The 24197-nt window shown below is 26.7% G+C and carries 29 protein-coding genes, 8 tRNA genes, 1 pseudogene and 1 other annotated feature; of the genes and pseudogenes, 32 read left to right on the top strand and 6 right to left on the bottom strand.

All coding sequences use genetic code 4. The features are described 5' to 3' along the window. Positions 1–19 precede the first annotated feature (19 nt). The 3 genes from AAHM98_RS02325 (at position 20) to AAHM98_RS02335 (ending at position 2723) form a co-directional block, all read left to right on the top strand. The gene (locus AAHM98_RS02325) at positions 20–589 is read left to right on the top strand and encodes a 5-formyltetrahydrofolate cyclo-ligase (protein ID WP_342276889.1); all 570 of its coding nucleotides are present in this window, start codon (positions 20–22) and stop codon (positions 587–589) included. Positions 590–828: 239 nt separating this feature from the next. Further along, positions 829–1206, top strand: coding sequence for a S1 RNA-binding domain-containing protein (locus AAHM98_RS02330; RefSeq protein ID WP_342276890.1), 378 nt, complete (start codon positions 829–831; stop codon positions 1204–1206). Positions 1207–1403: 197 nt separating this feature from the next. Continuing rightward, positions 1404–2723 (top strand): glucose-6-phosphate isomerase, encoded by a 1320-nt coding sequence (locus AAHM98_RS02335; RefSeq protein WP_342276891.1) that lies wholly within the window; start codon positions 1404–1406, stop codon positions 2721–2723. Between the two features lie 52 nt (positions 2724–2775). Here the strand turns inward: AAHM98_RS02335 and AAHM98_RS02340 are convergent, their stop codons facing one another. Then, complete coding sequence (locus AAHM98_RS02340; protein WP_342276892.1) at positions 2776–3393, bottom strand: isochorismatase family cysteine hydrolase; 618 nt, start codon at positions 3391–3393, stop codon at positions 2776–2778. Between the two features lie 46 nt (positions 3394–3439). Next, positions 3440–3757 (bottom strand): hypothetical protein, encoded by a 318-nt coding sequence (locus AAHM98_RS02345; RefSeq protein ID WP_342276893.1) that lies wholly within the window; start codon positions 3755–3757, stop codon positions 3440–3442. A 173-nt stretch (positions 3758–3930) separates the two neighbouring features. Between AAHM98_RS02345 and AAHM98_RS02350 the strand changes: the two genes are divergently transcribed. From AAHM98_RS02350 to AAHM98_RS02395, 10 genes are all read left to right on the top strand, one after another. Next, positions 3931–5577, top strand: coding sequence for a hypothetical protein (locus AAHM98_RS02350; RefSeq protein WP_342276894.1), 1647 nt, complete (start codon positions 3931–3933; stop codon positions 5575–5577). A gap of 458 nt (positions 5578–6035) precedes the next feature. Next, on the top strand, positions 6036–6944 hold the full coding sequence (locus tag AAHM98_RS02355; RefSeq protein ID WP_342276895.1) for an ABC transporter ATP-binding protein: 909 nt from the start codon (positions 6036–6038) through the stop codon (positions 6942–6944). 73 nt (positions 6945–7017) lie between these two features. Further along, positions 7018–8697 carry a hypothetical protein gene (locus tag AAHM98_RS02360; RefSeq protein WP_342276896.1) on the top strand — a complete coding sequence of 560 codons (1680 nt, stop codon included), beginning with the start codon at positions 7018–7020 and terminating at the stop codon, positions 8695–8697. Positions 8698–9004: 307 nt separating this feature from the next. After that, a tRNA-Val gene (locus AAHM98_RS02365) sits at positions 9005–9080 on the top strand. 7 nt (positions 9081–9087) lie between these two features. Next, positions 9088–9164, top strand: a tRNA-Thr gene (locus AAHM98_RS02370). A gap of 22 nt (positions 9165–9186) precedes the next feature. Further along, positions 9187–9271: transfer RNA gene (locus tag AAHM98_RS02375), tRNA-Tyr, on the top strand. 9 nt (positions 9272–9280) lie between these two features. Continuing rightward, a tRNA-Gln gene (locus AAHM98_RS02380) sits at positions 9281–9354 on the top strand. 16 nt (positions 9355–9370) lie between these two features. Further along, positions 9371–9445 (top strand) — tRNA-Lys (locus tag AAHM98_RS02385). 9 nt (positions 9446–9454) lie between these two features. Next, a tRNA-Leu gene (locus AAHM98_RS02390) sits at positions 9455–9542 on the top strand. 62 nt (positions 9543–9604) lie between these two features. Then, positions 9605–9686, top strand: a tRNA-Leu gene (locus AAHM98_RS02395). A gap of 98 nt (positions 9687–9784) precedes the next feature. Here the strand turns inward: AAHM98_RS02395 and AAHM98_RS02400 are convergent. Together AAHM98_RS02400 and AAHM98_RS02405 are read right to left on the bottom strand one after the other, a co-directional pair. Beyond that, positions 9785–10165, bottom strand: coding sequence for a hypothetical protein (locus AAHM98_RS02400; protein WP_342276897.1), 381 nt, complete (start codon positions 10163–10165; stop codon positions 9785–9787). A gap of 59 nt (positions 10166–10224) precedes the next feature. Further along, positions 10225–10515, bottom strand: a complete 291-nt coding sequence (locus AAHM98_RS02405) for a hypothetical protein (RefSeq protein ID WP_342276898.1) — start codon at positions 10513–10515, stop codon at positions 10225–10227. Between the two features lie 178 nt (positions 10516–10693). Between AAHM98_RS02405 and AAHM98_RS02410 the strand changes: the two genes are divergently transcribed. From AAHM98_RS02410 to AAHM98_RS02435, 6 genes are all read left to right on the top strand, one after another. Then, positions 10694–12217, top strand: coding sequence for a sodium-dependent transporter (locus tag AAHM98_RS02410; RefSeq protein ID WP_342276899.1), 1524 nt, complete (start codon positions 10694–10696; stop codon positions 12215–12217). 4 nt (positions 12218–12221) lie between these two features. Beyond that, the gene (locus tag AAHM98_RS02415; RefSeq protein ID WP_342276900.1) at positions 12222–12368 is read left to right on the top strand and encodes a MetS family NSS transporter small subunit; all 147 of its coding nucleotides are present in this window, start codon (positions 12222–12224) and stop codon (positions 12366–12368) included. 104 nt (positions 12369–12472) lie between these two features. Then, positions 12473–13153 (top strand): hypothetical protein, encoded by a 681-nt coding sequence (locus AAHM98_RS02420; RefSeq protein ID WP_342276901.1) that lies wholly within the window; start codon positions 12473–12475, stop codon positions 13151–13153. Continuing rightward, positions 13090–13545 (top strand): hypothetical protein, encoded by a 456-nt coding sequence (locus AAHM98_RS02425; protein ID WP_342276902.1) that lies wholly within the window; start codon positions 13090–13092, stop codon positions 13543–13545. Before AAHM98_RS02420 ends, AAHM98_RS02425 begins: the two co-directional genes overlap by 64 nt. Positions 13546–13711: 166 nt before the next feature. Continuing rightward, positions 13712–14176 (top strand): hypothetical protein, encoded by a 465-nt coding sequence (locus tag AAHM98_RS02430; protein WP_342276903.1) that lies wholly within the window; start codon positions 13712–13714, stop codon positions 14174–14176. An 86-nt stretch (positions 14177–14262) separates the two neighbouring features. After that, positions 14263–14337 (top strand) — tRNA-Gly (locus AAHM98_RS02435). 96 nt (positions 14338–14433) lie between these two features. Here AAHM98_RS02435 and AAHM98_RS02440 read toward each other — a convergent pair. Further along, a complete protein-coding gene (locus tag AAHM98_RS02440) occupies positions 14434–14613 on the bottom strand; it encodes a hypothetical protein (RefSeq protein ID WP_342276904.1) in 180 nt (59 codons plus the stop codon). Continuing rightward, positions 14613–14840, bottom strand: a complete 228-nt coding sequence (locus AAHM98_RS02445; protein ID WP_342276905.1) for a hypothetical protein — start codon at positions 14838–14840, stop codon at positions 14613–14615. Before AAHM98_RS02445 ends, AAHM98_RS02440 begins: the two co-directional genes overlap by 1 nt. A gap of 315 nt (positions 14841–15155) precedes the next feature. Here AAHM98_RS02445 and AAHM98_RS02450 point away from each other — a divergent pair, with 315 nt between their 5' ends. The 13 genes and pseudogenes from AAHM98_RS02450 to AAHM98_RS02510 all read left to right on the top strand — a co-directional run bounded on the left by AAHM98_RS02450 (position 15156) and on the right by AAHM98_RS02510 (position 24143). After that, positions 15156–15614, top strand: a complete 459-nt coding sequence (locus AAHM98_RS02450) for a DxFTY motif-containing membrane protein (RefSeq protein WP_342276906.1) — start codon at positions 15156–15158, stop codon at positions 15612–15614. 245 nt (positions 15615–15859) lie between these two features. After that, positions 15860–17089: an ABC transporter ATP-binding protein gene (locus AAHM98_RS02455; RefSeq protein ID WP_342276907.1), complete on the top strand. Its 1230-nt coding sequence runs from the start codon at positions 15860–15862 to the stop codon at positions 17087–17089. 22 nt (positions 17090–17111) lie between these two features. Further along, the gene (locus tag AAHM98_RS02460) at positions 17112–17405 is read left to right on the top strand and encodes a hypothetical protein (RefSeq protein ID WP_342276908.1); all 294 of its coding nucleotides are present in this window, start codon (positions 17112–17114) and stop codon (positions 17403–17405) included. 86 nt (positions 17406–17491) lie between these two features. Next, positions 17492–17565: a sequence feature (ribosomal protein L21 leader region), on the top strand. 12 nt (positions 17566–17577) lie between these two features. Continuing rightward, positions 17578–17868: pseudogene (rplU, locus tag AAHM98_RS09000) on the top strand (50S ribosomal protein L21); the annotation flags it as partial. Between the two features lie 296 nt (positions 17869–18164). Then, positions 18165–18476: a ribosomal-processing cysteine protease Prp gene (locus tag AAHM98_RS02470; protein ID WP_342276910.1), complete on the top strand. Its 312-nt coding sequence runs from the start codon at positions 18165–18167 to the stop codon at positions 18474–18476. Between the two features lie 2 nt (positions 18477–18478). Further along, positions 18479–18766 (top strand): 50S ribosomal protein L27, encoded by a 288-nt coding sequence (gene rpmA / locus AAHM98_RS02475; protein ID WP_308149912.1) that lies wholly within the window; start codon positions 18479–18481, stop codon positions 18764–18766. Positions 18767–18880: 114 nt separating this feature from the next. After that, positions 18881–20044: a bifunctional phosphopantothenoylcysteine decarboxylase/phosphopantothenate--cysteine ligase CoaBC gene (gene coaBC, locus AAHM98_RS02480; RefSeq protein ID WP_342276911.1), complete on the top strand. Its 1164-nt coding sequence runs from the start codon at positions 18881–18883 to the stop codon at positions 20042–20044. A 107-nt stretch (positions 20045–20151) separates the two neighbouring features. Next, positions 20152–21432, top strand: a complete 1281-nt coding sequence (gene obgE, locus AAHM98_RS02485) for a GTPase ObgE (RefSeq protein ID WP_342276912.1) — start codon at positions 20152–20154, stop codon at positions 21430–21432. Between the two features lie 31 nt (positions 21433–21463). Beyond that, entirely contained in the window at positions 21464–22207 is a 744-nt protein-coding gene (gene nadE / locus AAHM98_RS02490; RefSeq protein ID WP_342276913.1) for an NAD(+) synthase, read from the top strand. Beyond that, positions 22192–22938, top strand: a complete 747-nt coding sequence (locus AAHM98_RS02495; protein WP_342276914.1) for a YebC/PmpR family DNA-binding transcriptional regulator — start codon at positions 22192–22194, stop codon at positions 22936–22938. The genes nadE and AAHM98_RS02495 overlap by 16 nt, the downstream gene beginning before the upstream one ends. A 63-nt stretch (positions 22939–23001) precedes the next feature. After that, a complete protein-coding gene (locus tag AAHM98_RS02500; protein WP_342276915.1) occupies positions 23002–23487 on the top strand; it encodes a hypothetical protein in 486 nt (161 codons plus the stop codon). A 71-nt stretch (positions 23488–23558) separates the two neighbouring features. Continuing rightward, the gene (locus AAHM98_RS02505) at positions 23559–23963 is read left to right on the top strand and encodes an AAA family ATPase (protein ID WP_342276916.1); all 405 of its coding nucleotides are present in this window, start codon (positions 23559–23561) and stop codon (positions 23961–23963) included. A 21-nt stretch (positions 23964–23984) separates the two neighbouring features. Then, positions 23985–24143 carry a hypothetical protein gene (locus AAHM98_RS02510; RefSeq protein ID WP_342276917.1) on the top strand — a complete coding sequence of 53 codons (159 nt, stop codon included), beginning with the start codon at positions 23985–23987 and terminating at the stop codon, positions 24141–24143. Positions 24144–24197 lie beyond the last annotated feature (54 nt).

The raw sequence follows: 24197 nt of genomic DNA on the forward strand, positions 1-24197 counted from the left end.
AAGGAAGGAGTTGTTAATAATGAAAATGAATGTCCCTGAAGTTACAAACAAATCAGTTTTAAGAAAATATTATTATCAATTATTACAGAATAATAGTAAAAATAATATTCAAAATTGAAGTAAAATTATTTGTAAAAATTTTGAACAGTCACACTACTTTAAACAAAATCATATGTTTGCTCTTTATAATGCTTTACCTTATGAAGTGGCTACCAAAGAACTGATTGAGTTACTATGAAGGCATGCTAAACAAGTTTGTTTACCAAGAATGAATGATAATGAATTAGAATTTTATTTAATAAATAATTGAGATGAAGTTACTATTGATAATAGTTTTAATATTGCCCAACCATTACCAACTTGCCTTAAAGTTAAACCGACTAATATTGATTGTATGTTAATTCCAATGATTGCTTTTGATGTTAACTACTATCGTATTGGTCATGGCAAAGGATATTATGATAGTTTTTTAACTAAAAAAAATATTAAATGCCAAAAAATAGGTATGGCATTTGCTATGCAAAAAATTCCTTTTGCCATTGAATATGATAGTTGAGATATTCCCTTAGATTTTATTTTTACTAATTAAAATTACAGTAAAATGTCATATAAAAACATTTTTAAGTTTATTATATTAACTAAAAACGAGTAAAATCAATGATTTTTGATAATTTTACTGTAATAATAAAAATTAAGTTAGCAATAAGCTGTTTTAAAAATGATAATTAATTTAGTGTAAAATGTTTATTTTTAACTTTAAGATAAAATATAATGATATAATATTCTTAGTATTATTAATTTATACAAAGAAAGAGGAATTAACTTATTATGAGTACAATTATTAAAAACGACGCTGAAGTAAAAATCCAAGAATTAAAAGTTGGAGATATTATTACTGTAATTCCAAGTGGGTTTAGACCTTATGGTGTATTCTGTACATGTCCAAGTGGATACTCAGGATTAATCCACATTAGTCGTATTACACCTAAATTTGTTAAAAATGTTACTGATTATTTCACACTTAAGACGCCAGTACAAGCTGAAATTACAGAAATTGATCACAATAAAAAACAATTTAGTTTAAGCACTATGAAATTAAATTTAGTAGAAAAGAAATCAACATCAGCAATTGATGAAAACGGTTCAGGTTTTGCACCAGTAAGAGACAATGTCGACAACTGATTCAGAAAAGATGACAGCAACTAAATAGTTGCTGTTTTTGCTTTTTATAGTTAAAATTAAATAATTTATTGCAATCTATCATTTTTAGGATTATATTTTTAGTATAAGGATATTATAATGATAGTAATTAAAAGTATTGAATAAATAATTATTATCAAAGGAGGGGCGAATAATAATATTTTTATTAAATTTTAAAAACATAAAAAGGAGAAATCGACATAATGATAAAAACTATTTTAGATTATACTAATTTAAATATTAATAATTTGATGAAAAATTATCAAGAACGAATATCAACGATTCATAATAACTTAGAAGCAAACGCTAAAAATGAGGATGGTTGATTAGGATGAATCAATATGCCTTTTCAATATGATACTGATTTAGTATTTAAAGAATCATGAAAACGTATGAAAGCATTAGCAACAAAATTACAAGAAGAAGTACAAATCCTTGTTGTAATTGGAATTGGTGGTTCATATTTAGGAACACGGGCTGGACTTGATATGATTCAAGGATTATTTCCCAAAATTGATAAAGTAAAAGGTGTAAAAATCATTTACCTGGGTAATACTATGAGTTCAACTTATGTCCAACAAGTTATTGAGTACTTAAAAGATAAAGAATTTGCTATTAATGTTATTTCTAAATCAGGAACAACAACTGAACCAGCGATTGCTTTTCGTTTATTAAAGGAGTTATTAATTAAGCAAAAGAAAACTAAAGCAGAAATTGCTAGCAGAATTGTCGCAACTACTGATAAATCCAGAGGTGTATTACATGATTTAGCCCAAGAAGAAGGTTATCAAACGTTCGTTATTCCTGATAATATTGGTGGTCGCTATTCTGTATTAACACCCGTAGGAATGTTTCCTATGATGGTAGCAGCAGGTATTGACTGTCAAGCAATTATTAATGGTGCTAAATTAGCTAACCGAGAATGTAAAAATGATAAGATTGATGTTAATGCTGCTTACTTATATGCTGCAGTACGTTATCATCTTTACAAGACTAATAATAAAGCTGTTGAAATTCTTGTTAGTTATGAAGCACAAATGCAAATGTTTTGTGAATGATGAAAACAATTATTTGGTGAATCAGAAGGTAAAGAAGGTAAAGGTCTATTCCCTGCTAGTGTCATTTTTTCTACTGATTTACATTCAATGGGACAATTTATTCAAGAAGGTTCAAAAATGTTTTTTGAAACAGTAATTAAAATTAAGAAACCCAATCAAAATTTAAAAATTGCTATGGATAAAGAAGACCAAGACCAATTAAATTATTTAACTAAATATAGTCTTCATGAAATTAATAATATTGCTTTGCAAGGAACGATTGAAGCGCATAGTGATCAAAGCCTTGGTAAAACACCAAACATTCTATTAGAATGGGAGAAAATGGATGCTGAGATGTTCGGATATGCTAGTTTCTTTTTTATGAAAGCATGTGCTGTTAGTGCCATGTTATTAGTAATTGACCCTTTTAATCAACCAGGGGTTGAAGTATACAAAAAGAAAATGTTCAGTTTACTAGGTAAATAATATAATAAAAAGCCACCAATATGAACCATGGTGGTTTTTATTTTGTTAAATTTTAAATAATATCTTTTACAACATTAATTCCGTTTTTAATCATTGAATATCATGAGTATTGATTTAAGATATGTGCTGGGTGCTCATCACGTTCAAAAGTATGAGACATAGTCATCGGAACAATAATATTAACTGCTTTATTGTGTTGATTAAATCATGTTTTACAACTAATAGCTAGTTGATAGACACAAATATCAGTGCAACAACCAACAATAATAATATTATCCCATTGTAAGTTAGGTTTAAAATCAAAAGCAAAGAAACCGTTGGTACTATTCTTTTTAATAATTTTAATGTCAGGAAATTGCAATTCGTCTACTAATTGTGATTCTTCTGTGTCTTCTAAGCAATGGTTAGGAAAAGTATTAAACTCAGGACTGTGTTCATTATGTGAATCATTAAAAGCAATGACTTTAGTTTTATTAATTAGTGCTTTTTCTAATAATTGTTTAATGGGTTTAATAATGCTATTAATATTGGGTGAAGACAAGGCTCCTGTTTTGGCAAAACCGTTAACCATATCAACAACAAAAATAATATTATGACCTTGTAAATCTTTTAATTTTAGATTTTTTGTTTTATCAATGATGTCAGCAAATTTTTTTTCGATATTACTCATTATTATATACACCTCAATTGTTTAGTTTAATGTTAGATATTAAAATTTATTTTTTTAAAATTAATCTTTTAATCATAAATCAAATTATACTACAAGAAGTACAAATTGGCATTAGGAAAATTGTAAATATAGTTCCAACTTTTAAAAAAAAGATATTAGTTGTTAACCCTCCAACACGATTATAAATAAGAGTATTAATAACGCCATTTAAATAAATGAAATTAAAACCATTCTCAATAAGATTAATTCTAATACTTAATAACATAATTAAGCCTAAAACTAAAAAGGTAAATCCAGCACCAAATAAAATCATAATTATTTTTTCATCAGTTGGTAGTTTATGTCATCATGTTTTAGTTTTCATTTTTTATCACCTAATTTATTTTTTAATACTGTTTAATTATATCATCATTAAGGATAATATAAGTTAAAAAATCTTACTCTCATAGAATGCATTATAGTATATTCTTTGTTTTTTACTTATTTTTAGTTAAACTTAAAAAAGTAGAGAATACAGCGAAAATAGGGGGTTTTAAGATGAAAAGGTTATTAAAAATATTAAGTGTTTTAACATTGACAATTGTTCCAGTAACTAGTGTTGTTGCTTGTGGTGGGGGTGCAAGTGGACCTGTAAATCCACCAGATGATGATGGAGTTGATATAAAAGATTTATTAATTAAAGTACAAAATAAAATTAATGAAGAATTTGGAAATTTAATAAATGATGGAAAAAATTTATTTTTTGAAGGTCAATTTGCACAAGGCACTGAGTATTATAAAATACTAAAAAACATGCCTTCTGATAAAGAAACAGTAATTAAGGATACTGATTTTGTTAGTTCTTTTACCGAAAGAATACAGAGTTTGGTTACTAATAATGTTTTGCCTAAATTATTAGCAGATAGTGATTTAAGATTATTATTTAATGGAATATCAACCAATAATATTTTAAAGATTGTTAATAACAATACAAAATTTTTTAAAGTTCCTTTTAAATGAGCAAAAGAAGATGTTGATTTTGGTATTAGTGATTATAGTCCGGGTAAATACGATATAACTTATTGATATAAAATTAGAATGGATTTAAGTTTAGAAGTATCATATAAAGATGCAGAAAATAAAGAACAAAAAAAAGATTTCAATCAAAATTATATTTCATATTTTGCAAACACAGATGCAAATATAAGTGGAGTAATTGAGGTGTCTTCATTGAAAATTAAAGAAAAATTACAAACTAAATTAATTGAAATTAATTTAACCAAAAATAAAGATATTAGCAATGAAGAAAGAATTAAAAATGCAAAAGAAAAAATTCTAGGATATTTACCAAATAACCATTTAAATCTTCAAAATGCTATTTTTGTAGATAATGTTACTACAAAAATAACTTCCGATTCAATCATTCCTAATTATCGTATTTATCATGAAGCTAATAAATTTTATAATGCGTTTAAATTGTCAAAAAATGAATCAGTAAAATATTTAGAAGATTATTTTGGAAAACGAATAATGAAAAATTTTGATAAAAAATTAGACGATTGAATTAATAGCCCAGATTTAAATGAAGCATCAAAAAAAAGTATCAGAACTAATAAAGAAAACATTAATGCTTTTGGGAAAATTGAATTAAATGATTGAAACATTTCTGGTTTAACTTTAAAAAGTATTAAATTAAATTTTATTAATATTCGTGCAGATGAAACAAAAACACAATGAGTAAAATTTATGTCTAATGCTTTAGGAAATACTTTTTCTATAGATAGTTGACTTAAAACACCATTTAATATTATTAATAATAACCAAAATTTAGTTATGTATATGGATAAAAAAGATTTTGAAACTTATGTACAACAAAATAAAAATTTATACGATGTTAGTGAATATTTTAATGCGAAAATAAAAGCAAAAGCAATATCAGAAACAGCAATTATTAATAATACGCCATTTAGAATTTATTTAAATGGTTGTTACAATCCTGTTGCAACTCTTACAAATAGTGAATTTGTTACTAAAATAGATGATGCTACATTTAAAGTAAATAAAAACCCTTCAGAATGATATAGTTATATAAATATTAGTATTGATGGATTTCGTTTCATTTTCGGTGGTAAAAAAGATAAAGGAAATTATATAACATTTAACAATTGAATAATAAAGAAAGCAGATAGCACTATTTGAAACTAAAAGTTTTATTGTATTTACAATGTATTTTATTATTTTAAAGTACAAAGGAGATATTAGTGAAGATGCAACTGTAGTATTAGATGTAGTTTAATAAGTTGAATTAGAAAGTAGTAAATTTGGCAATTTTTCCTTTACTCTTATTTAAAATGATTTATGATAGGCTAATGTTAGTGGTATTATCAAAAATAATTTTAAAAATAGTATTAAGTTAATTCATTTAAATACTTTATTAAGTTTTAAAAGTAATCAGTTATAAGTGAGTGTTTAAATCTTTCAATCAGAATAATAGCACGATTGAAAATGTTGTTGAATCATTGTTTGTTAGAGATTAACAAACAAAATATTCACCTTAGTTAACCGATGTCCTTATTAAAGATATATTTTTTTCAGATTATGATTGTAAATTCATTTATCTTATTTAATGTTTTTGGAAAAATATTAGTTAGGAGTTGGAAAAAATGGATAATAACAATATTGTTATTAATGTTCAAAAATATAATATTAAGTTTAAAAACTTTAATATTATCGACATTAACTTTAAAGTTTACAGAGGAACAATTCACGCTTTAGTCGGTCAATCAGGAAGTGGTAAATCTGTGTTATTAAAATCAATTATTGGCGCCATACCTAGTAGTAACTATAGTGGTATTATTACAATTAATAATTATAAAGCAGGGTCAGCAAAATCAAAATCCAGTTTAGGTTTTTCTTTAAACTTAGAAAATTTTCCTCAAGATTTAACAGCCTATATTTTTTTAAAAAAATTAGGGCAAGCAACAAGTATTAAATATGAAAGTTTAGAACATAATATAAAAAAATATTTAACAATGTTTAATTTATGAGAACATCGTAATAAAAAATTAAATTCTTTTTCTTCAGGAATGAAAAATCGGATTATGATAATTCAAGCATTAATTCATAATCCAGATTTAATAATTTTAGATGAACCAGGTGCTAACTTAGATTCTGAATCACGAAAATATTTCAATGATATTTTAGAAACATTAAAATCAGAAGGAAAAACTATACTTTTAACTACTCATATGATTAATGAAATTAAAGATATTGTTGATAGTTGTACTATTATGCAATTGGGAAAATTACTTTATGATGGTTCAGTAACGAATTTTCTTATTGATAAAATTTGAATTCTAGTAACCAGTAATGTTGCTATGACTATAGAAATATTAAAAAAATATAATTATAAATTTAAATTTGATGAAAATAATAGTGAACTTTTAGTGCTTTTAGAAAGTGAAGCAAGTATTAATAATCTTAATTTTATATTGTTTAAAAATAAAATTTTTATACAAACTCTTTATAAAAAAGACTTTGATTTGGCACATTTAAAATCATTTTTAACTTAGGAAGGTTGGCATGAGGTAATGAATATTTAGCAATCAAAAAATTAAAAATTCATGGAATACAAAGGTGAAGTTAATGAATAGTAAAGCTAAATGCAGTTGAATTAAATTTTTTCAATTAATTTTATTTAAAATTAATCATTCTTTTGTTACAATATTTTTATTTTCATTTTCATTATTACTTTCTTTATTAATTCCTTTAGTTTTATTTTCTTTAAAGTTGTCACTAGAAAGTTTTATAGTTATTTTCCAATATTATATTATGATTTTCTATAGTATTATTTTATTTATTTTTGTTTTAATGAATGCTATAAAGATATTTGGAATTCAAATTGAAGATAGTTCTTTTTTACTATTACTTACCAAACCATATTCACGAAAAACTATTATTCTAACACAATATATTTCTCTCTTTTTTATGAATTTTCTCTTTATTTTACTTAATGTCCTAATGTTAGTAGTAGTAGGAGGTATTAGTAGTTTTACTTTTGATAATATTCATTATTTAAATTTTTATGTTACTACTGTTTTGAAATTATTTGTTTTTTCTTTTTTATTTAGTATTTTAGTAACTGTTGGTGTGGTTACGTTATTAGCGTTTATACGTTCACAAAGTGTTTTTTTAATTTTTATTATTTTTTGTAGTCTATTTTTATTGGGTGGTTTACCTTATTCATTAACTAAGGTAAAAACTGATAATATTATCCTTAGTTTTAAAAATAATGCATCAGGTAGTGTCAGACAAATTAAAAATTCAATTTTATTTAGGGAAAATTTAAAAAAAAATTTAATTAAATATCCTGATTTAACTAGTTCCATTTTTAATTTTTATTCTAAATTAGATTCTTTTGAATTAAATAATGTTAATTCAACAGCAGTTATTGAAAAAAGAATTGATTTTTTTAAAGATTTAGGACTTATTGATAAAAGTCCTGTCGTTAAAACATTTGAAGGTAATGCAACACTATGAAGGCCAGTAAAATATCAAAATCAAACTATAATAATACAAATTACTTTTAATAGTTATTTTAAGGATTTAAATTTTTTAAAATCAAATTTAAATAATAATAAAATTTTTCAAGATTTATTAAGTATAATAAATGACTATGGTAATGAATGTAATGGTATTAATACATTTATGCTAGTTCAAAAAAGTAAAGCATCAACATTATTAACTTATGATGTTGATATTAGTAAAACTTTTATTCATATCAAGGGCCAAGCTAAAGAAAAATTGGATAGTAATAAAATTAAAGATATATTTTTTTCAGATCATGACTATAATTTTGATTTTCGAGATGAATTTGATAAAATGTTTTATAATCCTGTATATTATGTAATTAGAACAGTTGAAGATTATATTTATAATCAAGTTCAAACTTACAATAATATTACTAATAATGATCTTATTTTTAATAAGAATTATAAACAATACATTGCTTCTGTTAATACATATCAAATGTTAAATAAAATTAATATAATTGAACACTGAAATCAATTATGATCTTATTTTATGGGTTATTATGGGGATTTTTGATTTGAAATTTATCCTTCTTCTAGTATTGACTTTGATAGTCAAAAAAATAATTTGTTTAGTTATCATGATTTTAAACTAACTTTACTTAATAATAAAATAAATACTAATGAAATTGAATATTTTCAAAATATTTCAGTAACTATTTATGTTTATATTGTGATTTCAACTATTTTATTTTTCTCATCTTATTTAATGTTTTTGAAAAAAAATATTAGTTAGGAGTTAAAAAAATGAATATTAATTATCAAATATTATTAATATTCAAAATTATAAAGCACAAAGTATTCAGCCATTGCTATCTTTTATAAGAAATAAACCATTTTTACTATCAGTTCCTAGTTTAATATTAACTGTTACAATTAAAATTAACTCTAAAACTATGTTTTTTCTGTTTTTTTTCTTTATATTTAAAAAATATTAAATTATTTTAGAATATGTTGCAAATTTAATTGTAAATCTGAAAAATATCTATTATAATAATTAAGGTTTTTAAGAATAGAACATTCTAAATAACACTAAATTAAATGGAGTATTAGCTCAGTTGGGAGAGCAATTGCCTTACAAGCAATAGGTCGGCGGTTCGAGCCCGTCATACTCCACCATTTACCTGCTGATGTGGCTCAATCCGGCAGAGCAACGGTTTTGTAAACCGTAGGTTGCAGGTTCGATTCCTGTCATCAGCACCATTTTATAAAAACCCATTAATATGGAGGGGTAGCAAAGTGGCCAACTGCACCTGGCTGTAAACCAGATCTCTTCGAGTTCGGGGGTTCGACTCCCTCCCCCTTCACCATATTTACCTTGGGGCGTAGCCAAGCGGTAAGGCAACGGCCTTTGACGCCGTCATCGTTGGTTCAAATCCAGCCGCCTCAGCCATTATAACTAAACATTTGTCCTCGTAGCTCAGCGGTAGAGCACTCGGCTTTTAACCGAGGTGTCGCAAGTTCGATCCTCGCCGGGGACACCATAAACAAAAGCCCAGGTGGTGAAATGGCAGACACGTCAGGCTTAAGATCTGATAACTTTTAACGGTTGTGCGAGTTCGAGTCTCGCTCTGGGCACCATTTATATATTAATTAATGACGAGGAACTATTCCTCATTTTTTATAAGCTATTAAATAATTTTGCCCAGATGGCGAAATGGCAGACGCAGTAGACTCAAAATCTACCGAGAAATCATGCGGGTTCGAGTCCCGCTCCGGGCACCATTAGGTATTAAAATATTTTTCTGACAAGAATGTACATTTATATATAATAAAAAAAGTATTCATTATGAGTACTTTTTTTATTATTATAGATTAAATTACTATTTATATTTAAATAAATAACCATTATTACTAAAATCAATAAAAACTCCGGTTGTACTAGAAAGACTATAAAATCCTCTACTTTTTTTATTTAAACTAATTAACTTTAAATCAGAAGTATTAGTTATACATCAAGTAAATATGCATTTGCTATTATTATCTGATAGTAAACAAGCAGTTTCAGATGACATATCATAAGTACCATTAACTGATAAATTTATTTTATTAATTTTTTGATTATTAAAAAAATAAGATCCGTCCTTACCATAAATAATTGCTGTCGTATTTGATAATCGTAAAGCATGAAAAGAAGTAATTTTTAAATCAACTAATTGTTCACTTCCTGTTTTAGTAGTATCAAAAAAATAGCATATCTCCAATTTGTTGAAATTGAGTAAAACCTCCATTAATATCAAAATAATAACTTAAATTATTTGTATTAACAAAGATTCCTGTTGTATCTGATAAACGATAAAATGTTTTCAGTTTTTAACTGAGTATTAACAAATTGTGAATCAGCTGGTTTAGTACTATCAAAAATAAAACCATTGTTATCATTATCAGCAACTAAACTTATTGTGTCTGACAAGCGAACTGATAAAGAAATTTGTTTATTCAAATTAGTGAGTTTATATTCTTGGTTTGGTGGTTCTGTTGAACTATCACTATCACAAGCAACAACATTTAAACTTAATGTTGTTGCTACTGCTAAACATGTTAATAACTTCATAGAAAAACCCTCTCTTCCTCTAATATAAATAATATTATAATCATTTTTGAATTTATTATTAAATTTTACACTTATTTGAAACTATATATTCATTGGTAGAATGTCAATAAAGATAAATCTAGCATTTAGAAATCATTTTCGTTATAGTTAGTAACTATAAGTAAGGTGTGGTGATTAGATGAAAAAGCAACGTTTAAATATTTCTAAATTAGGATTTTTACTATCAGTAATGGGTTCTGCTGTCGGTTTAGGTGGAATTTGAGGTTTTCCAACCCAAATGTATAACCACCATGGTGCTTTTCTTATTCCCTTTATAATTTGTATGGTTATTTGTGCCATTCCTGTTTTATTTATTGAAATAACGATTGGTAATAAATATCGCAAAAATCATATTGAATTCTTTAACAAAAAAGGTGCTTTTTTTGCTTGATTACATTCAGCAACAGTAATTTTACTAAGTACTTATTATAGTGTTTTAGTTAGTTGAACCTTAATCAATATTGGTATTAGTTTTACTAATAACTTAAATCATGATTCATATTTTTATCATGATATTTTACAAGTTACCAGTAGCAGCAGTCCTACTAGTTTCGCTGCTCTTGGTTCATTAAACTGAATGGTATTATTAGCTACATTAGGGGTATGAATTATTTTACTAGGTGGTGTCGAAAAAGAGATTGAGAAAGCTAATAAAGTTTTTATTCCTTTCCTCTTTTTAATGATTATTGTATTAGTTATTTACACTAGTACCTTATCAGGTGCTAAATTAGGTTTAAATGTAATGTTCAATTTGGACGGTAAAGATTTATTAACTCCTAGTGTTTGGAAAGATGCGTTTGGTCAAGCATTCTTTATGTTATCAACTTGTACTGGAACGATTTATATTTATGCTGCCCATGCTCCCCAAAAACAAGATAGTACTAATCAGGCTTTTGTTGTGGCATTCGGGACAACTGTTATTGGAATTTTAACAGCAATGATTGTTTTTAATGCCATGGGTGCTATTGCTTATAATAAAGGTGAAACTAATCTTGATAATATTTTTCATGCTGGACCAGCCTTAATTTTTCAAGTAATACCACAACTATTTGGTATTATTAATAGTCAAGTCGCAGTGTTGGGTAATGTCTTAGCCATTCTCTTTTTTGTTACCCTCTTTTTTGTTGGTATGTCATCGCTCATTGGTCAAGTAGAATCAATGGTTAATGGTTTAGAATATGAAATCCATTTACAGCGCAAAAAAGCCTTAGCATTATTGTCGTTATTAGGTGCAATGCTAATATCAGTATTGTTTACTTTTAATAAATCACCATTTCTATTTGACGGTTTAGGAATTTGAGTTGCGCAAATTTGGTTATTAATTATTGGTTTTATCTTATTAGTTGGTATTAGTCCTTGGGGTTGAAATTTATATGATAGTTTAAAACAAGAAAATAATGAAAATTCCTGAATTAAATGAAATAAAGGGTATACAATAGTAATTTTAATTGTTGCACCAATTTTAATATTAGTGAATATTGGTACGGGAATTTATGATTTTATTATTAACACTATTAGTAGTCCATTTTTTTATGGGGTAATTGGTGTAACATTAGGTATTGGTTTAACTTTAGCGTTAACATTTGCTTTAACATATCATAAAGCTATTCATGAAACATTTAAAAAAATAGTTGCTCGTAAAACTAAAAGTGAAAGAGGTTAGTAATATGGATATTGGTGCTATTATCTTAATGGTCATTAGTTTAATTATCACCATTGGTGGTTTTATTTTCTTTATTATTATGGATTTTAAAAATCATGATAAAGCAAATAAAATTAAAAGATTAGTTTGTCTATCCCTTATTTGTTTTTAATAACATTTTATTAGTGAAAATTATATAATTAATAATGAACTGATAATGTTATTTATGGAGGGTAAAAAATGAAAAAATTATTAAAAGTATAAGGTGTTTTAGCATTGACAATTGTTCCATTAACTAGTGTTGTTGCTTGTGGTGGGGGCAGTAATCCTAGTAATCGTGTTGCTAAAAATGATTTTTCAAAACTAACAGCATTAACAGGTTTAAAATTAAATTTTAATAGTACAAATGACTTTAGCGCTTTAGATTCACAAATTGTTATGGCTGCTGAGTTCAGTAAACCGTTAGTTAATTATAAAATTAAGTATTTTGTTGTTGGCAGGGGTGGTATTGATATTGCTAGTACTAAACAAACTGTTGGCAAAGTGTGGGTTGAGATTACAGCTGATGTTGCAGATAAAAATTGACAGGGTACTACTCCTCACTTAAGCGTTAATGTTGATGCTGCTAATTTTAGTAACATAGTAGGAACAGTTGGTGCTATTACTACCATGACAACGGACAGTTCTAATAATACTGTCTATACTGCTGCTAAGCCTGCAGTTGATGTTGGGAAGGTTTATAAGAGTAATGGTACTTCTGCTTTTGTTGCTATATGGATGGCATTAATGAAACTATTATCAAAATGGCTACAAACAATACCAATGGTAAAGTTTATGCTATTAGTAGCAATACAGTGTATGTTTCAACGGATGGAACGGCAGTTTTTACTAAAATGGCAGGAATATCTGAGAGATTATTTAGTATTGATGTTGCAGATGATGGGACAGTTTATGTAGGAACTAATAAAGGTGTCTATATGTCCAATGGAACGGCAGTTTTTACTAAAATGGCAGGAATATCTGAGAGATTATTTAGTATTGATGTTGCAGATGATGGGACAGTTTATGTAGGAACTAATAAAGGTGTCTATATGTCCAATGGAACGGCAGTTTTTACTATTATGTCTAATAAGTCATTAAATAATCAAAAAATTAATAGTGTTGTTGTTTTTAAGAATACTATTTATCTTACAACAATTAGCAAAGTTTATAAACTAACACTACCTAATACTTTTACTGAAATATCAGGAATAACAGATAACATAAGTAGCAATGCTACTTTAAAGGGTGCTTTATATGTAGGTACTAGTGCAACAGAATTTACAGGTAGTGTTTATAAAAAGAATTAATTATAAAAATCTTGATGTCTAGATAGTGTATAGTTTATTTGATTAAGAAGTTAAAAGAGTAAGCAAAGTTTAGATTTGTCCTTACTCTTTTTTCAATTATATTTTTGCTGTAAAGGTTCAAATATTTAGTATAATTAGTATAATTAAGAATATAGTGGTGTAAAATATGGAAAAACAAATTAAATTAAAAAGAACATTGTTGATTAGTAAAATTACATTAACAGTAGCATCATTATTTTTATTTTTAGTATGATTAATGTTTATGACTAATAATTTTTACCCTAAATCAAATGATTCTATTATAAGTAAAATTATGAATACTTCAATTAAAGTCATGATTTGACCAATTACTAGTATCATTTTATTTATTTTTATTATGCCAGTGTGGGTAACTAATAAAAAAAAGATTTTATTAGTTTTCTTAGGTGTAGCATTAGTCATTGCTGTTATTTGTTTATTGTTCGTTTTTGGTTTAAATATTAATAAATTTTGAGTGATTTGATTAGTTGCTCATTTGTTTGTCATTGGTTCTATGATTTTTGTTATTTCTGTTTATTTTTTCAATAGTGGTTTGTTATTTTTAGAAAATAAACAAGTAAAAGATATTATTATTGATAGTAGTAAAAAATAAAATTTTTATAAATTTATTAATTTTTTTATTAAAAGTTATTGACTTTAATTGAAAGTCTATGATATAAATGATCTTGGTTAATAACCGCGGGTGTCGTATACTGGCTATTACTTCTGCCTTCCAAGCAGAAAAAGTGGGTTCGATTCCCATCACCCGCTCCATTTTATATAAAAAAACAAAGTCGTAAATTAATACGCTTTTTTTGTTTTTATATGACTTTTTTAGTTATATTATAATATAACTAAAAAAGTAAAAAATTATTTAACCATTTGAGCAATAGGTTGGTTTGTTGCTTCTGGGTATGAATTGTCTAAGTCATTAATGTCTTTAATGTTAGGGAATAAATTAATAGTTTGTAACTGGAAACTATTATCATTGCCAATAGCACTTAAATATAATTTTAATTCTTCTGATGAATTATCTAAATTCATTTTCATTATTTTACACCTACCTCTTTTAAAATTCTGCTATTAAAAGCATTTGCTAAGAATTTGTAAATCTTTATTTCAGCAATATTTTTTAAGTCATAAGTATTGATAATGTCTGTTAGTCTTAATATTGTATCTTGAAATTTAATAAAATATGTTTTATTTTCTACATTTGCTCATTTTTCTAATTTTGTTGCAAAGTAGATAATTTCATCTTTATAGAAGCATGATTGCATATTTTTCACTCCTTGAAATGGTTTATTAGAACAAAAAACCCCTATTTTAAATGTAAAAATTTAAATAGAGATTAAACACCATATTGAATTTTTTCTGAAAAAAAGTTTACTAAAACTTCTTATACTATAATTGTAGCTTATTTATTATAAATTCCAAGTAAAATCAAGTAAATTTTTAATTTAAATTAATTAAATTATATCGTCTTTGCTAGTAGTATATCTTTTTTATTTGGTTAGAAAAATTTTACTTTGAAATTGATATTAAAAATGCTAAAATACTTATTATGATAATGTAAAAATTAAAATGAGGTAGTAATGGAAAATATTATTAGTAATAATGAAGTGGAGTTTAATAATAATGAAAATGACTTTCTTCGTACTAAATTTTTAGTAAGCGTTGGATATTTAGTAATCCAAGTATTACTACCAGCTTTAGCTTTATTCTTTTTAACAGGTACTGATTTTACTTTTACGTTTAAAGAACCACTGTGATTGATGATTGTTTTAACTATCAGTTTAATTGTATTTACTTTTATCACTACTTTAATTGCATATAAAATGAAGTTACATCAAATTGATCAATTTACTTATGCTATTCCTTTCGCCTTTGTCTTAGGAATGTTGTATATATCAGGTTATTTTTTAACGCCTGACCAGTTGTTAATCCGTTTTATTATTTCCATTGCTGGAGCTGTCATTGGTATTTTATTAACTAGTATTGTTTTAGTGCTAGTTATTAGAAAAACACAAATTAAAAAATATCCTAAAATCTAAATTAAACTTACCTAATTCATGTCTAAATCAACTTTTATCTTGTAAACTTGGAAATGTATTATGATAACAATTAATAACTTATTTTAATAATAATCCGTTAGTTGCAATAATTACAATGAAAGAGTAAATAAAATGAAAATAATAAAGCAACAATTAATTAGCATTATAACCTGGATTTATAGTAGTAATCAATCTATTTTTAAAATATTAAAATTAACCATTTTGATCCAAGAAAAGGAGAAAACATGTCGCAATCAATAAAAAATGAAAAATTAGTGACAATTAGTAATGTTAGTAAAAAGTATGGCAGTAAGACTACTGTTAAAAACTTTAGTTTAGATATTTACCCTGGTGAAAGAATCGCCTTAATTGGTGCTAATGGTAGTGGTAAATCAACGATTAGTGAAATCATTGGTGGGATAAGAAAACCGACTTCTGGTAGTGTTATCAAAAAAAATAAAGTTGTCATTGGAATCCAATTCCAAGATTCACGTTATCCTCACGGTATAACAGTTATGGATATGATTAAATATTATTTACAAACTTTTAATATTGAAATTACTAAAGAACAATTAAACAAAATGTTAAGTAATTATCAAATTTTGCACCTTACTAACAAGATGGTACAAAGTTTATCAGGTGGCCAACAACAACGACTTAACATTTTATTAAGTGTTATCCATCAACCAGATCTTGTGATTCTTGATGAAGTATCAACAGGATTGGATATTGAAGTTCGAGAAGAAATCTTTGAATTTCTCCAAACTAATATTGTTGAAAAAAATGTTGCTATGCTTCTAGTTTCACATAACATGAGCGAAATTGAACGGTTTTGTACACGTGTTATTTTCATGAATGAAGGTGAAATCATTGAAGAGACTACAGTACAAGATATTATTAAAATTCATGGTTGCGTTGAAAAATATATGCATGATCAATTATGAAAATATAAAAAACAACAACAAGTTGAGATTGATAGTAAAAAAGCAACTATTAAAAATGCACAATCCTTAGTTACAAAAACCACTATGAACAAACATACATCATTATTAGAATTAATTGCTAAGTATTTTATTCGTGGATTCTTTGTTCCATTCTTTATTTTCATATATCCAATCTTAACTTTATTCTTGCAAGGTTTTGCCTTTGAAGGTGTTGGTCAAGAAGCATTACAAAAATTAGTTGTTGGAATTTCAGTTATGCAAATTATTTCCATTGGTATTTTCTTTGTTCCACAAACTATTATTGAATTCAAAAGTTCGGTGTTGATGAAACGAATAGGTGCAACCAATATCCATCCTAGTTTGTTTGTAGGAGTAATTATTACTTTGGGAATTATTTTCTCAGTATTAGCATTTTTATGAACTTTATTATGAACAGGAATCTTTTTTGGCAGTAAGTTTGGTTGAGTTATTACTTCAACCCCAGTTCAATTATGAACATCATTACCATGAATTATTATTAATATTTGTTAATGCTATTGGTTTAGGAATGATGATGGCAGCTTTATTAAGAACACAAGCTGCTTATATCTCGATTGCTAATATTATTTATTTTCCAATTGCATTTTTAACTGGTGGAATTGTTTCAATGACGTTAATTGAAAATAGTGATGTTTTAAAATATATTGTTTACATTTCTCCATTTCATTATTGTGTTAATCCGTTTATGGATGCATGAGTTGGCAAATTCAGCTTTACCACTGAAGTTGGAATTGATTTAGGTGTTAGTTTTGTTTTAATTGGCTTTTATATGACTATTGCTTCTCGTAATTTAAAATGACAAGTATAGTTTGAACTTTTTTATTAAAAATAATAACAAATATGAAATTTATATTGTTTTTCAAAATAAATAATTTATAATATTTAAGACTGTTTATGCAGTTTCAACCGCTCTGCTTTAGGTAAATTAAGTGATAAGCTCCACCTATAAGGCGAGTCTAAACTGGAGGTGTAAGAAAGAAATGTTTGTAGTTATTCAAACAGGAGGAAAACAAATTAATGTTACCTCAGGTCAAGAAATTTTTGTTGAAAAAATTATTGGCAAAACAAAAGATAAAGTTATTTTTGATAAAGTATTAATGATTGGTCAAAACTTTGGTCAACCTTTTTTAGAAGGTGCTGAAGTTCATGGCGAAATCTTAAAGCAAGATAAAGAAAAAAAAATTAGAGTTTTCAAATATAAACCAAAGAAAAATTCTAAAACAATGTATGGGCACCGTCAACCATATACAAAAGTATTAATTACTGATATTTTAATTAATGGTAAAAGTGTAGTTGAACCACCAACAACAACTCCTACAATTAAAGATGAAGAAGAAGTAAAAACAACTGTTAGTATCACTAAAGAACCAAAACCACCAGTTAAAAAACCTGCTGTTAAAAAAGCCACTAAAGTAGAATTAGTTCCTGAAGATGACAATACAAAAACTGTTATTAGTGAAGGTAATGTAAAAACTATTTTTGATCATAAAAATATGACTGTTAAAGTTATTAGCGAAGATGATGAAAAATCAACTAAAAAATAATTATTAGGTGGTAATAATTAATTATGGTTAAAGTTACTTGTAATTATCAAAATAATAACATTGATGAAGTTACTATTACTGGTCATGCTAACTTTTTACAATTAGGGACTGATATTGTTTGTGCAGCTGTCTCAGCAATTGTGATTGGAACATTAAATGCTCTAGATCAAATGGAAAAGAAAACAATCAAAGTTATTAACAATAAATCAGGTTTCGTAAAAATTAAAGTTATCATTAGTACTAATGATAACCAAGTAATGTTAAAAACTATGTTATGACAATTAAAAACCATTAGTGCTCAGTATACGCAATATCTAAAAATTAAGGAGGTGTAAGTATGCGTTATCAATTAAATTTACAATTATTTGCTTCAAAAAAGGGAGTAGGATCAACTCGTAATGGACGTGATTCTCATTCTAAACGTTTAGGCGCTAAAATTAGTGATGGTCAAAGTCTAAAAGAAGGAACAATCATTTATCGTCAACGTGGAACTAAAATTCACCCTGGCGAAAATGTTGGTCGTGGTGGTGATGATACATTATTTGCTTTAAAACCAGGAATAGTTAAGTACACAACATTCAAAAAAAACAAAACTCGTGTTTCTGTTATAGTTAATAAAATCTAAATTCATTATCCAATGTTAAGCCTATTTTCAATATTCATGTTTGAAGATAGGTTTTATTTTTTATAAAAGGAAATTAATTAAATTAAAACATAATAATGATAGGAGCTAACTGATGTGAAACATATTACATTAATTATTACCGGCAGTATTGCTGCCCCTAAGGCTGTCCAATTATTACATAAATTACAAGCAAATTTTTTTGTTGATGTAATTTGTACAAAAAGTAGTTTATTGTTTTTACCAAAAATAGATTTTATTTATCATAGTGAAATGTTCGAAAAAATACTTTATGAGAAAGCAGATATTATCAATCATACAAATTTAGCGTTAAAGACTGACTTAATTGTTGTTTATCCAGCAACCATGAGTTTTATTAGTAAGGCAACATTGGCCATTGCTGATAGTTTAGCTTTAGCAACTTTTTTAGCAAGTCCAGCAGCTAAAATTATTTTCCCTGCTATGAATCATTATATGTATCACAATCAAGGGTTTCAAAACAATTATCAATCCTTATCTCTAATGAAAGGTATTACTATTATTAATCCTGATATGGGAATGTTAGCTTGTAAAATTACTGGTGATGGTAGACTAAAAGAACCTGTCGAAGCTTTTGAGATAATTAATAATCATTTTAAAATTGCTCTTGATTTAACTAATAAAACTATTTTAATTAATTATGGCCGTACCAGAGCTTATCTTGATCCTATTCGGTATCTTACTAATAATTCGTCTGGAAAAATGGGTAATGCTTTAGTTACTGCTTATTTAAAAAGTAATGCTAAAGTAGTAGCAATCGTTGGTGACCTTGATGTTAAGATTGAAAGTCACCCTAATTTAACAGTTATTAATGCTAATACTAATGAAAAAATGTTACAAGCAATGACAATTCACTTTCATGATGCTCATATTATACTTTGTGTTGCAGCACTTAATGATTATCAAAGTGCTGCATATATATCAAATAAAATTAACAAAACCAAAGATAAAAATATAACATTATCATTAGTACCTAATATTGATGTTTTAAAACATTTAGGTAGTATAAAAACAACACAAACTTTAGTTGGTTTTGCTGTTCAAGATGATAATGATATGGCCTCAGGATTAACAAAAATGAAAACTAAAAAATGTGACGGAATGGTTATTAATAACATTAAAGTTATGGGTAATGATGAAACAGAAGTTAACTTTATGTTTAAAAATCAAAATCATAAATTACAAGGTAGTAAAATTGATGTTGCTAGTAAAATAGTGAATATTATTGGTCAAGGAAAATAAATCTCCTATTATATTAAAAATAATTATTCAATTACAATAAATAGTTTAAAAATATTCAAAACATGCCTATAATAAAACTTAGATAAATATTTAAAAGGAGTAAACAAATGCGTTTTATTGATGTAACCAAATTAAAAATAAAAGCAGGTAAGGGCGGTGATGGTGTCGTTGCCTTCCGTCGTGAACTTTATGTTTCCAAAGGTGGTCCATCAGGAGGCGATGGTGGTCGTGGTGGTAACATTATCTTTGTTGGTGACTCAGGTATGAATACCTTACTAGACTTACGAAAAAGTCAAGAAATTACTGCCGAAGCAGGTGTTAATGGTGCTCCCAAAGATATGCATGGTCGAAGAGGACATAATACTTATGTCAAAGTACCATTAGGAACACTTGTCAGGGATATTAAAACTCAGAATATCCTTGGTGATATTATTGAAGACAAGCAAGAAATTATTATTGCTGCTGGTGGTGTTGGTGGTCGTGGTAATGCTCGTTTTGCTTCTGCAACTAACCGTGTTCCCAAAATTTCAGAAAAGGGAACACCTGGCCAACAATTTGAAATTATTTGTGAACTAAAACTTTTAGCTAATGCGGGATTAGTTGGATTACCTAACGCTGGTAAGTCAACGCTGTTAGGAGCGATTTCTGCTTCAAAACCTACTGTTGCTGATTATCCCTTTACTACTCTTAATCCTCATCTCGGTGTTGTTAAAGTTGATAAAAACGAAAACTTTGTCATGGCTGACTTACCAGGATTAATTGCTGGTGCTAGTTTAGGGAAGGGTTTAGGTTTACAGTTTCTTCGTCACATTGAACGTTGTCAAGTATTAGTTCATATGATTGATATTAGCGATGAAACCCAAGACCACTTTTTAAACTATGAATTGATTATGAATGAACTTGCTACATATAATAAAAATTTAGAAAAAAAACCACAAATTATTATTGCAAATAAAATTGATTTACCAAATTCGCAAGCAAACTTAGAAAAATTACAAATCCAAATTAAGTTACCAATTTTTGCTATTTCTGCTATGAAAAGAACTAATCTAGAACCATTAATTCAAACTATTTTTGACGCTGTTAAAAAAGAACAGCATTACCAAGCTAACCGTGAAGATATTAATGATGAACACATTGTTTACGAATATATTAATAAAGCAGAAACACCAGAAATAATTATTAATCGTAGTGCAACTAACCGTTGAAATATTACTGGTAAAACTATTGAAACTATTTATCAAAAAAATCCTTTAAACACTTATCAAAACATTTTATTATTTAAAATTAAACTCCAAGACCTTGGTGTCTATGATGAATTACGAAAACAAGGGATTGAAAAAGACCATCACGTTGTAATTTATGGTTATGAATTTATTTGAGAATAGGATTATAATATTAAACAGAGAGGTGAAAAAAATGGTATTAACAGAATATTTAAAAGTAATTGTTAAATTTTTACAAACCCAAGTAACAAAAACTAATTCTAAAGGACTCATTGTTGGCCTAAGTGGGGGTATTGATTCTGCTGTTGTGGCATTATTAATGAAAGAAGCATTCCCAAACAACCACTTGTGTGTGATTTTACCATGCCAATCAGACCCAATTGATGTTGAATATGCGCAGAAATTAGTTAGTACTCACGATTTAAGAAGTCAAATTGTTGATTTAACATCAACCTTTAATACTTTTAAAACAACCATCAACAGTTCATTAAATTCTGAAAAATCACAATTAGTATTAGGTAATATTAAAGCTAGATTACGAATGACAACATTGTATGCACTAGGACAAAATGAAAACTACTTAGTTGTGGGAACTGATAATGCTGATGAACGACATATTGGTTACTTTACTAAATATGGTGATGGTGGTGTTGATTTACTGCCAATTATTCATCTCCTAAAACAAGATGTTATTAATAGTGCTAAATTATTAGGTGTTATACCAGAGATTATTGCCCGAAAACCCACAGCAAGTCTTTTTCCAGGACAAACTGATGAATCAGAAATGCAATTTAAATATCAGCAACTAGATCAATATTTACTTGGTAATAAAACAGGAATTCCCAATGATGTTATTACTAGAATTGAAACAATGCACAAAAACAGCGAGCACAAACGTGTACCATTACCACAAGCTCCTAAATGAAATCGAAAATAATACGAAGGAATGAAATTATGGCCGGACATTCACAATATGCCAATATTAAACATCGTAAAGATGCTCAAGATAATAAACGTGGTAAAGTATTTCAAAAATTATCGCGTGAAATTTATGTTGCTGTTAAACTAAGTGGAGAAAAAGTTGAAAGTAATCCGCGTTTAAAATTATTATTAGAAAAAGCACGAAGAATTAATATGCCCAAAGATAATATTAATCGTGCTATTAATAAAGCCACTAACAAAAATGAAACAACCCATTATGATGCTATTACTTATGAAGGATTTGGTCCTAGTAATGTAGCAATTATTGTTCACTGTTTAACTGATAATAAAAATCGTACGGCAAGTAACATTCGTAGTTATTTTAATAAAGCGGGTGGTCAGTTCAATGCTGTTCAATATTTATTTCAAACGACAGGAGTTATTGAATTCAATAGTGTCTTAACTACCGATGAAATTTTAGAGATGGTAATTGACCTTGAAATTTTTAATATTGAAAAAAATGATAATGTTATTCTTATTACTTTAAAACCACAACAATTAGCAGTATCAACTAGTGCTTTAGAAAAAAATGGTATTAATGAATTTATTACTAATGATATTAGAAATATTCCTAGTGATTTTGTTACTATTGATGATAAGCAACAAGAGAAAGTGTTAATGAATTTATTTGATGCCATTGAAGATGACGATGATGTTTTGGATATTGAGCATAATTTTCAAAAATAAAAAAAGGTTTTTATTATTCTTAGTTGTAATTATTAGAGAAGAACACTAAGGAGGTAAAAACTAATGGATGAATATATGATTGGTGTTGTTAAAGAGATTTTAACAAATAATATTGTTTTTGAATGTAATAATCGTGGTTATCTTTTAACAGGGGTTAATTTACAGACATTACCAGTTAACACTAAAATTAAAATTTATGTTTATTTTTATCAAAAACCAATGTTTGAACAACATTTTGCTTTTTTGTCAAGAGAGATAAAAATATTTTTCATTGATTTGTTTAATGTCCGAAGTGTCGGAACTAAAACTGCACTTAAATTATTAAATCAACTACCAATTGCTACTATTAAATTAGCTATTACTAATCAAAATAACAAAGTATTGCAGCAATGCAAAGGCATAATCACCAAAATTGCCACTAATGTTATTACTTATTTTAGTAGTCAGTTAGCAGTGGTTAGTAATGATGACATTCATTATCAAAAATCAGTTCTTGTTTTTGATACACTTTTAAAATTAGGTTTTGAAAAAACTAGCATTAATAATTAATATTTTACAAAACATTAATTGAGAATTATCAATTGAAGAAATTATTACGATTGCCATTAGAGATTTAAATAATGGTTACTTTTAGTATTTTAGCTAATATTAAACCGTATGACATTGTTTTTATTGATGAAATTCACGTTGTTAACTATGAAATACTAGAAGTTCTTTACTCAGCATTAGAAGGCAATTTTATTAATATTATGATTGGTAAAGATTATAACAATAAGATTGTTAAAATTAATTTACCACCTTTTACCTTTATTGGTGCGACTAATAAAGTTGCTATGTTAACAAAAGCTTTAATTAGTCGCATTCCCAATGTTTTACAATTAACAAGTTATGATTTTGAAGATATTAAAACTATTATTACTGAAAATATAAACCATTTAGATTGAAAAATAACAAATGAAGTTATTACTATTATTGCTCATCATTTTCGTAATATTCCCCGCATTATTATTAATAATATTAAGTAAATATATAGTTATTGTTTAGCTATGAATTTGGAATTAAATGAAAATAATATTTTAAATATCTTATATTTTTTACAAATTTATCCATTAGGCTTAAATATTACCCAATTAACTTATTTGTTACTCCTTAATAAAACTAATATCAATAAAAGTTTAAGCATTGAAACTATAAGTCAACCTTAAAGGGGCGAATAAAATATACGTATAGATACTTTCAATGAGAGAAATATATCTTTA

Origin of the sequence: Spiroplasma endosymbiont of Nebria brevicollis (genome assembly GCF_964030895.1) — a bacterium.
Lineage (GTDB): Bacteria > Bacillota_I > Bacilli_A > Mycoplasmatales > VBWQ01 > Spiroplasma_E.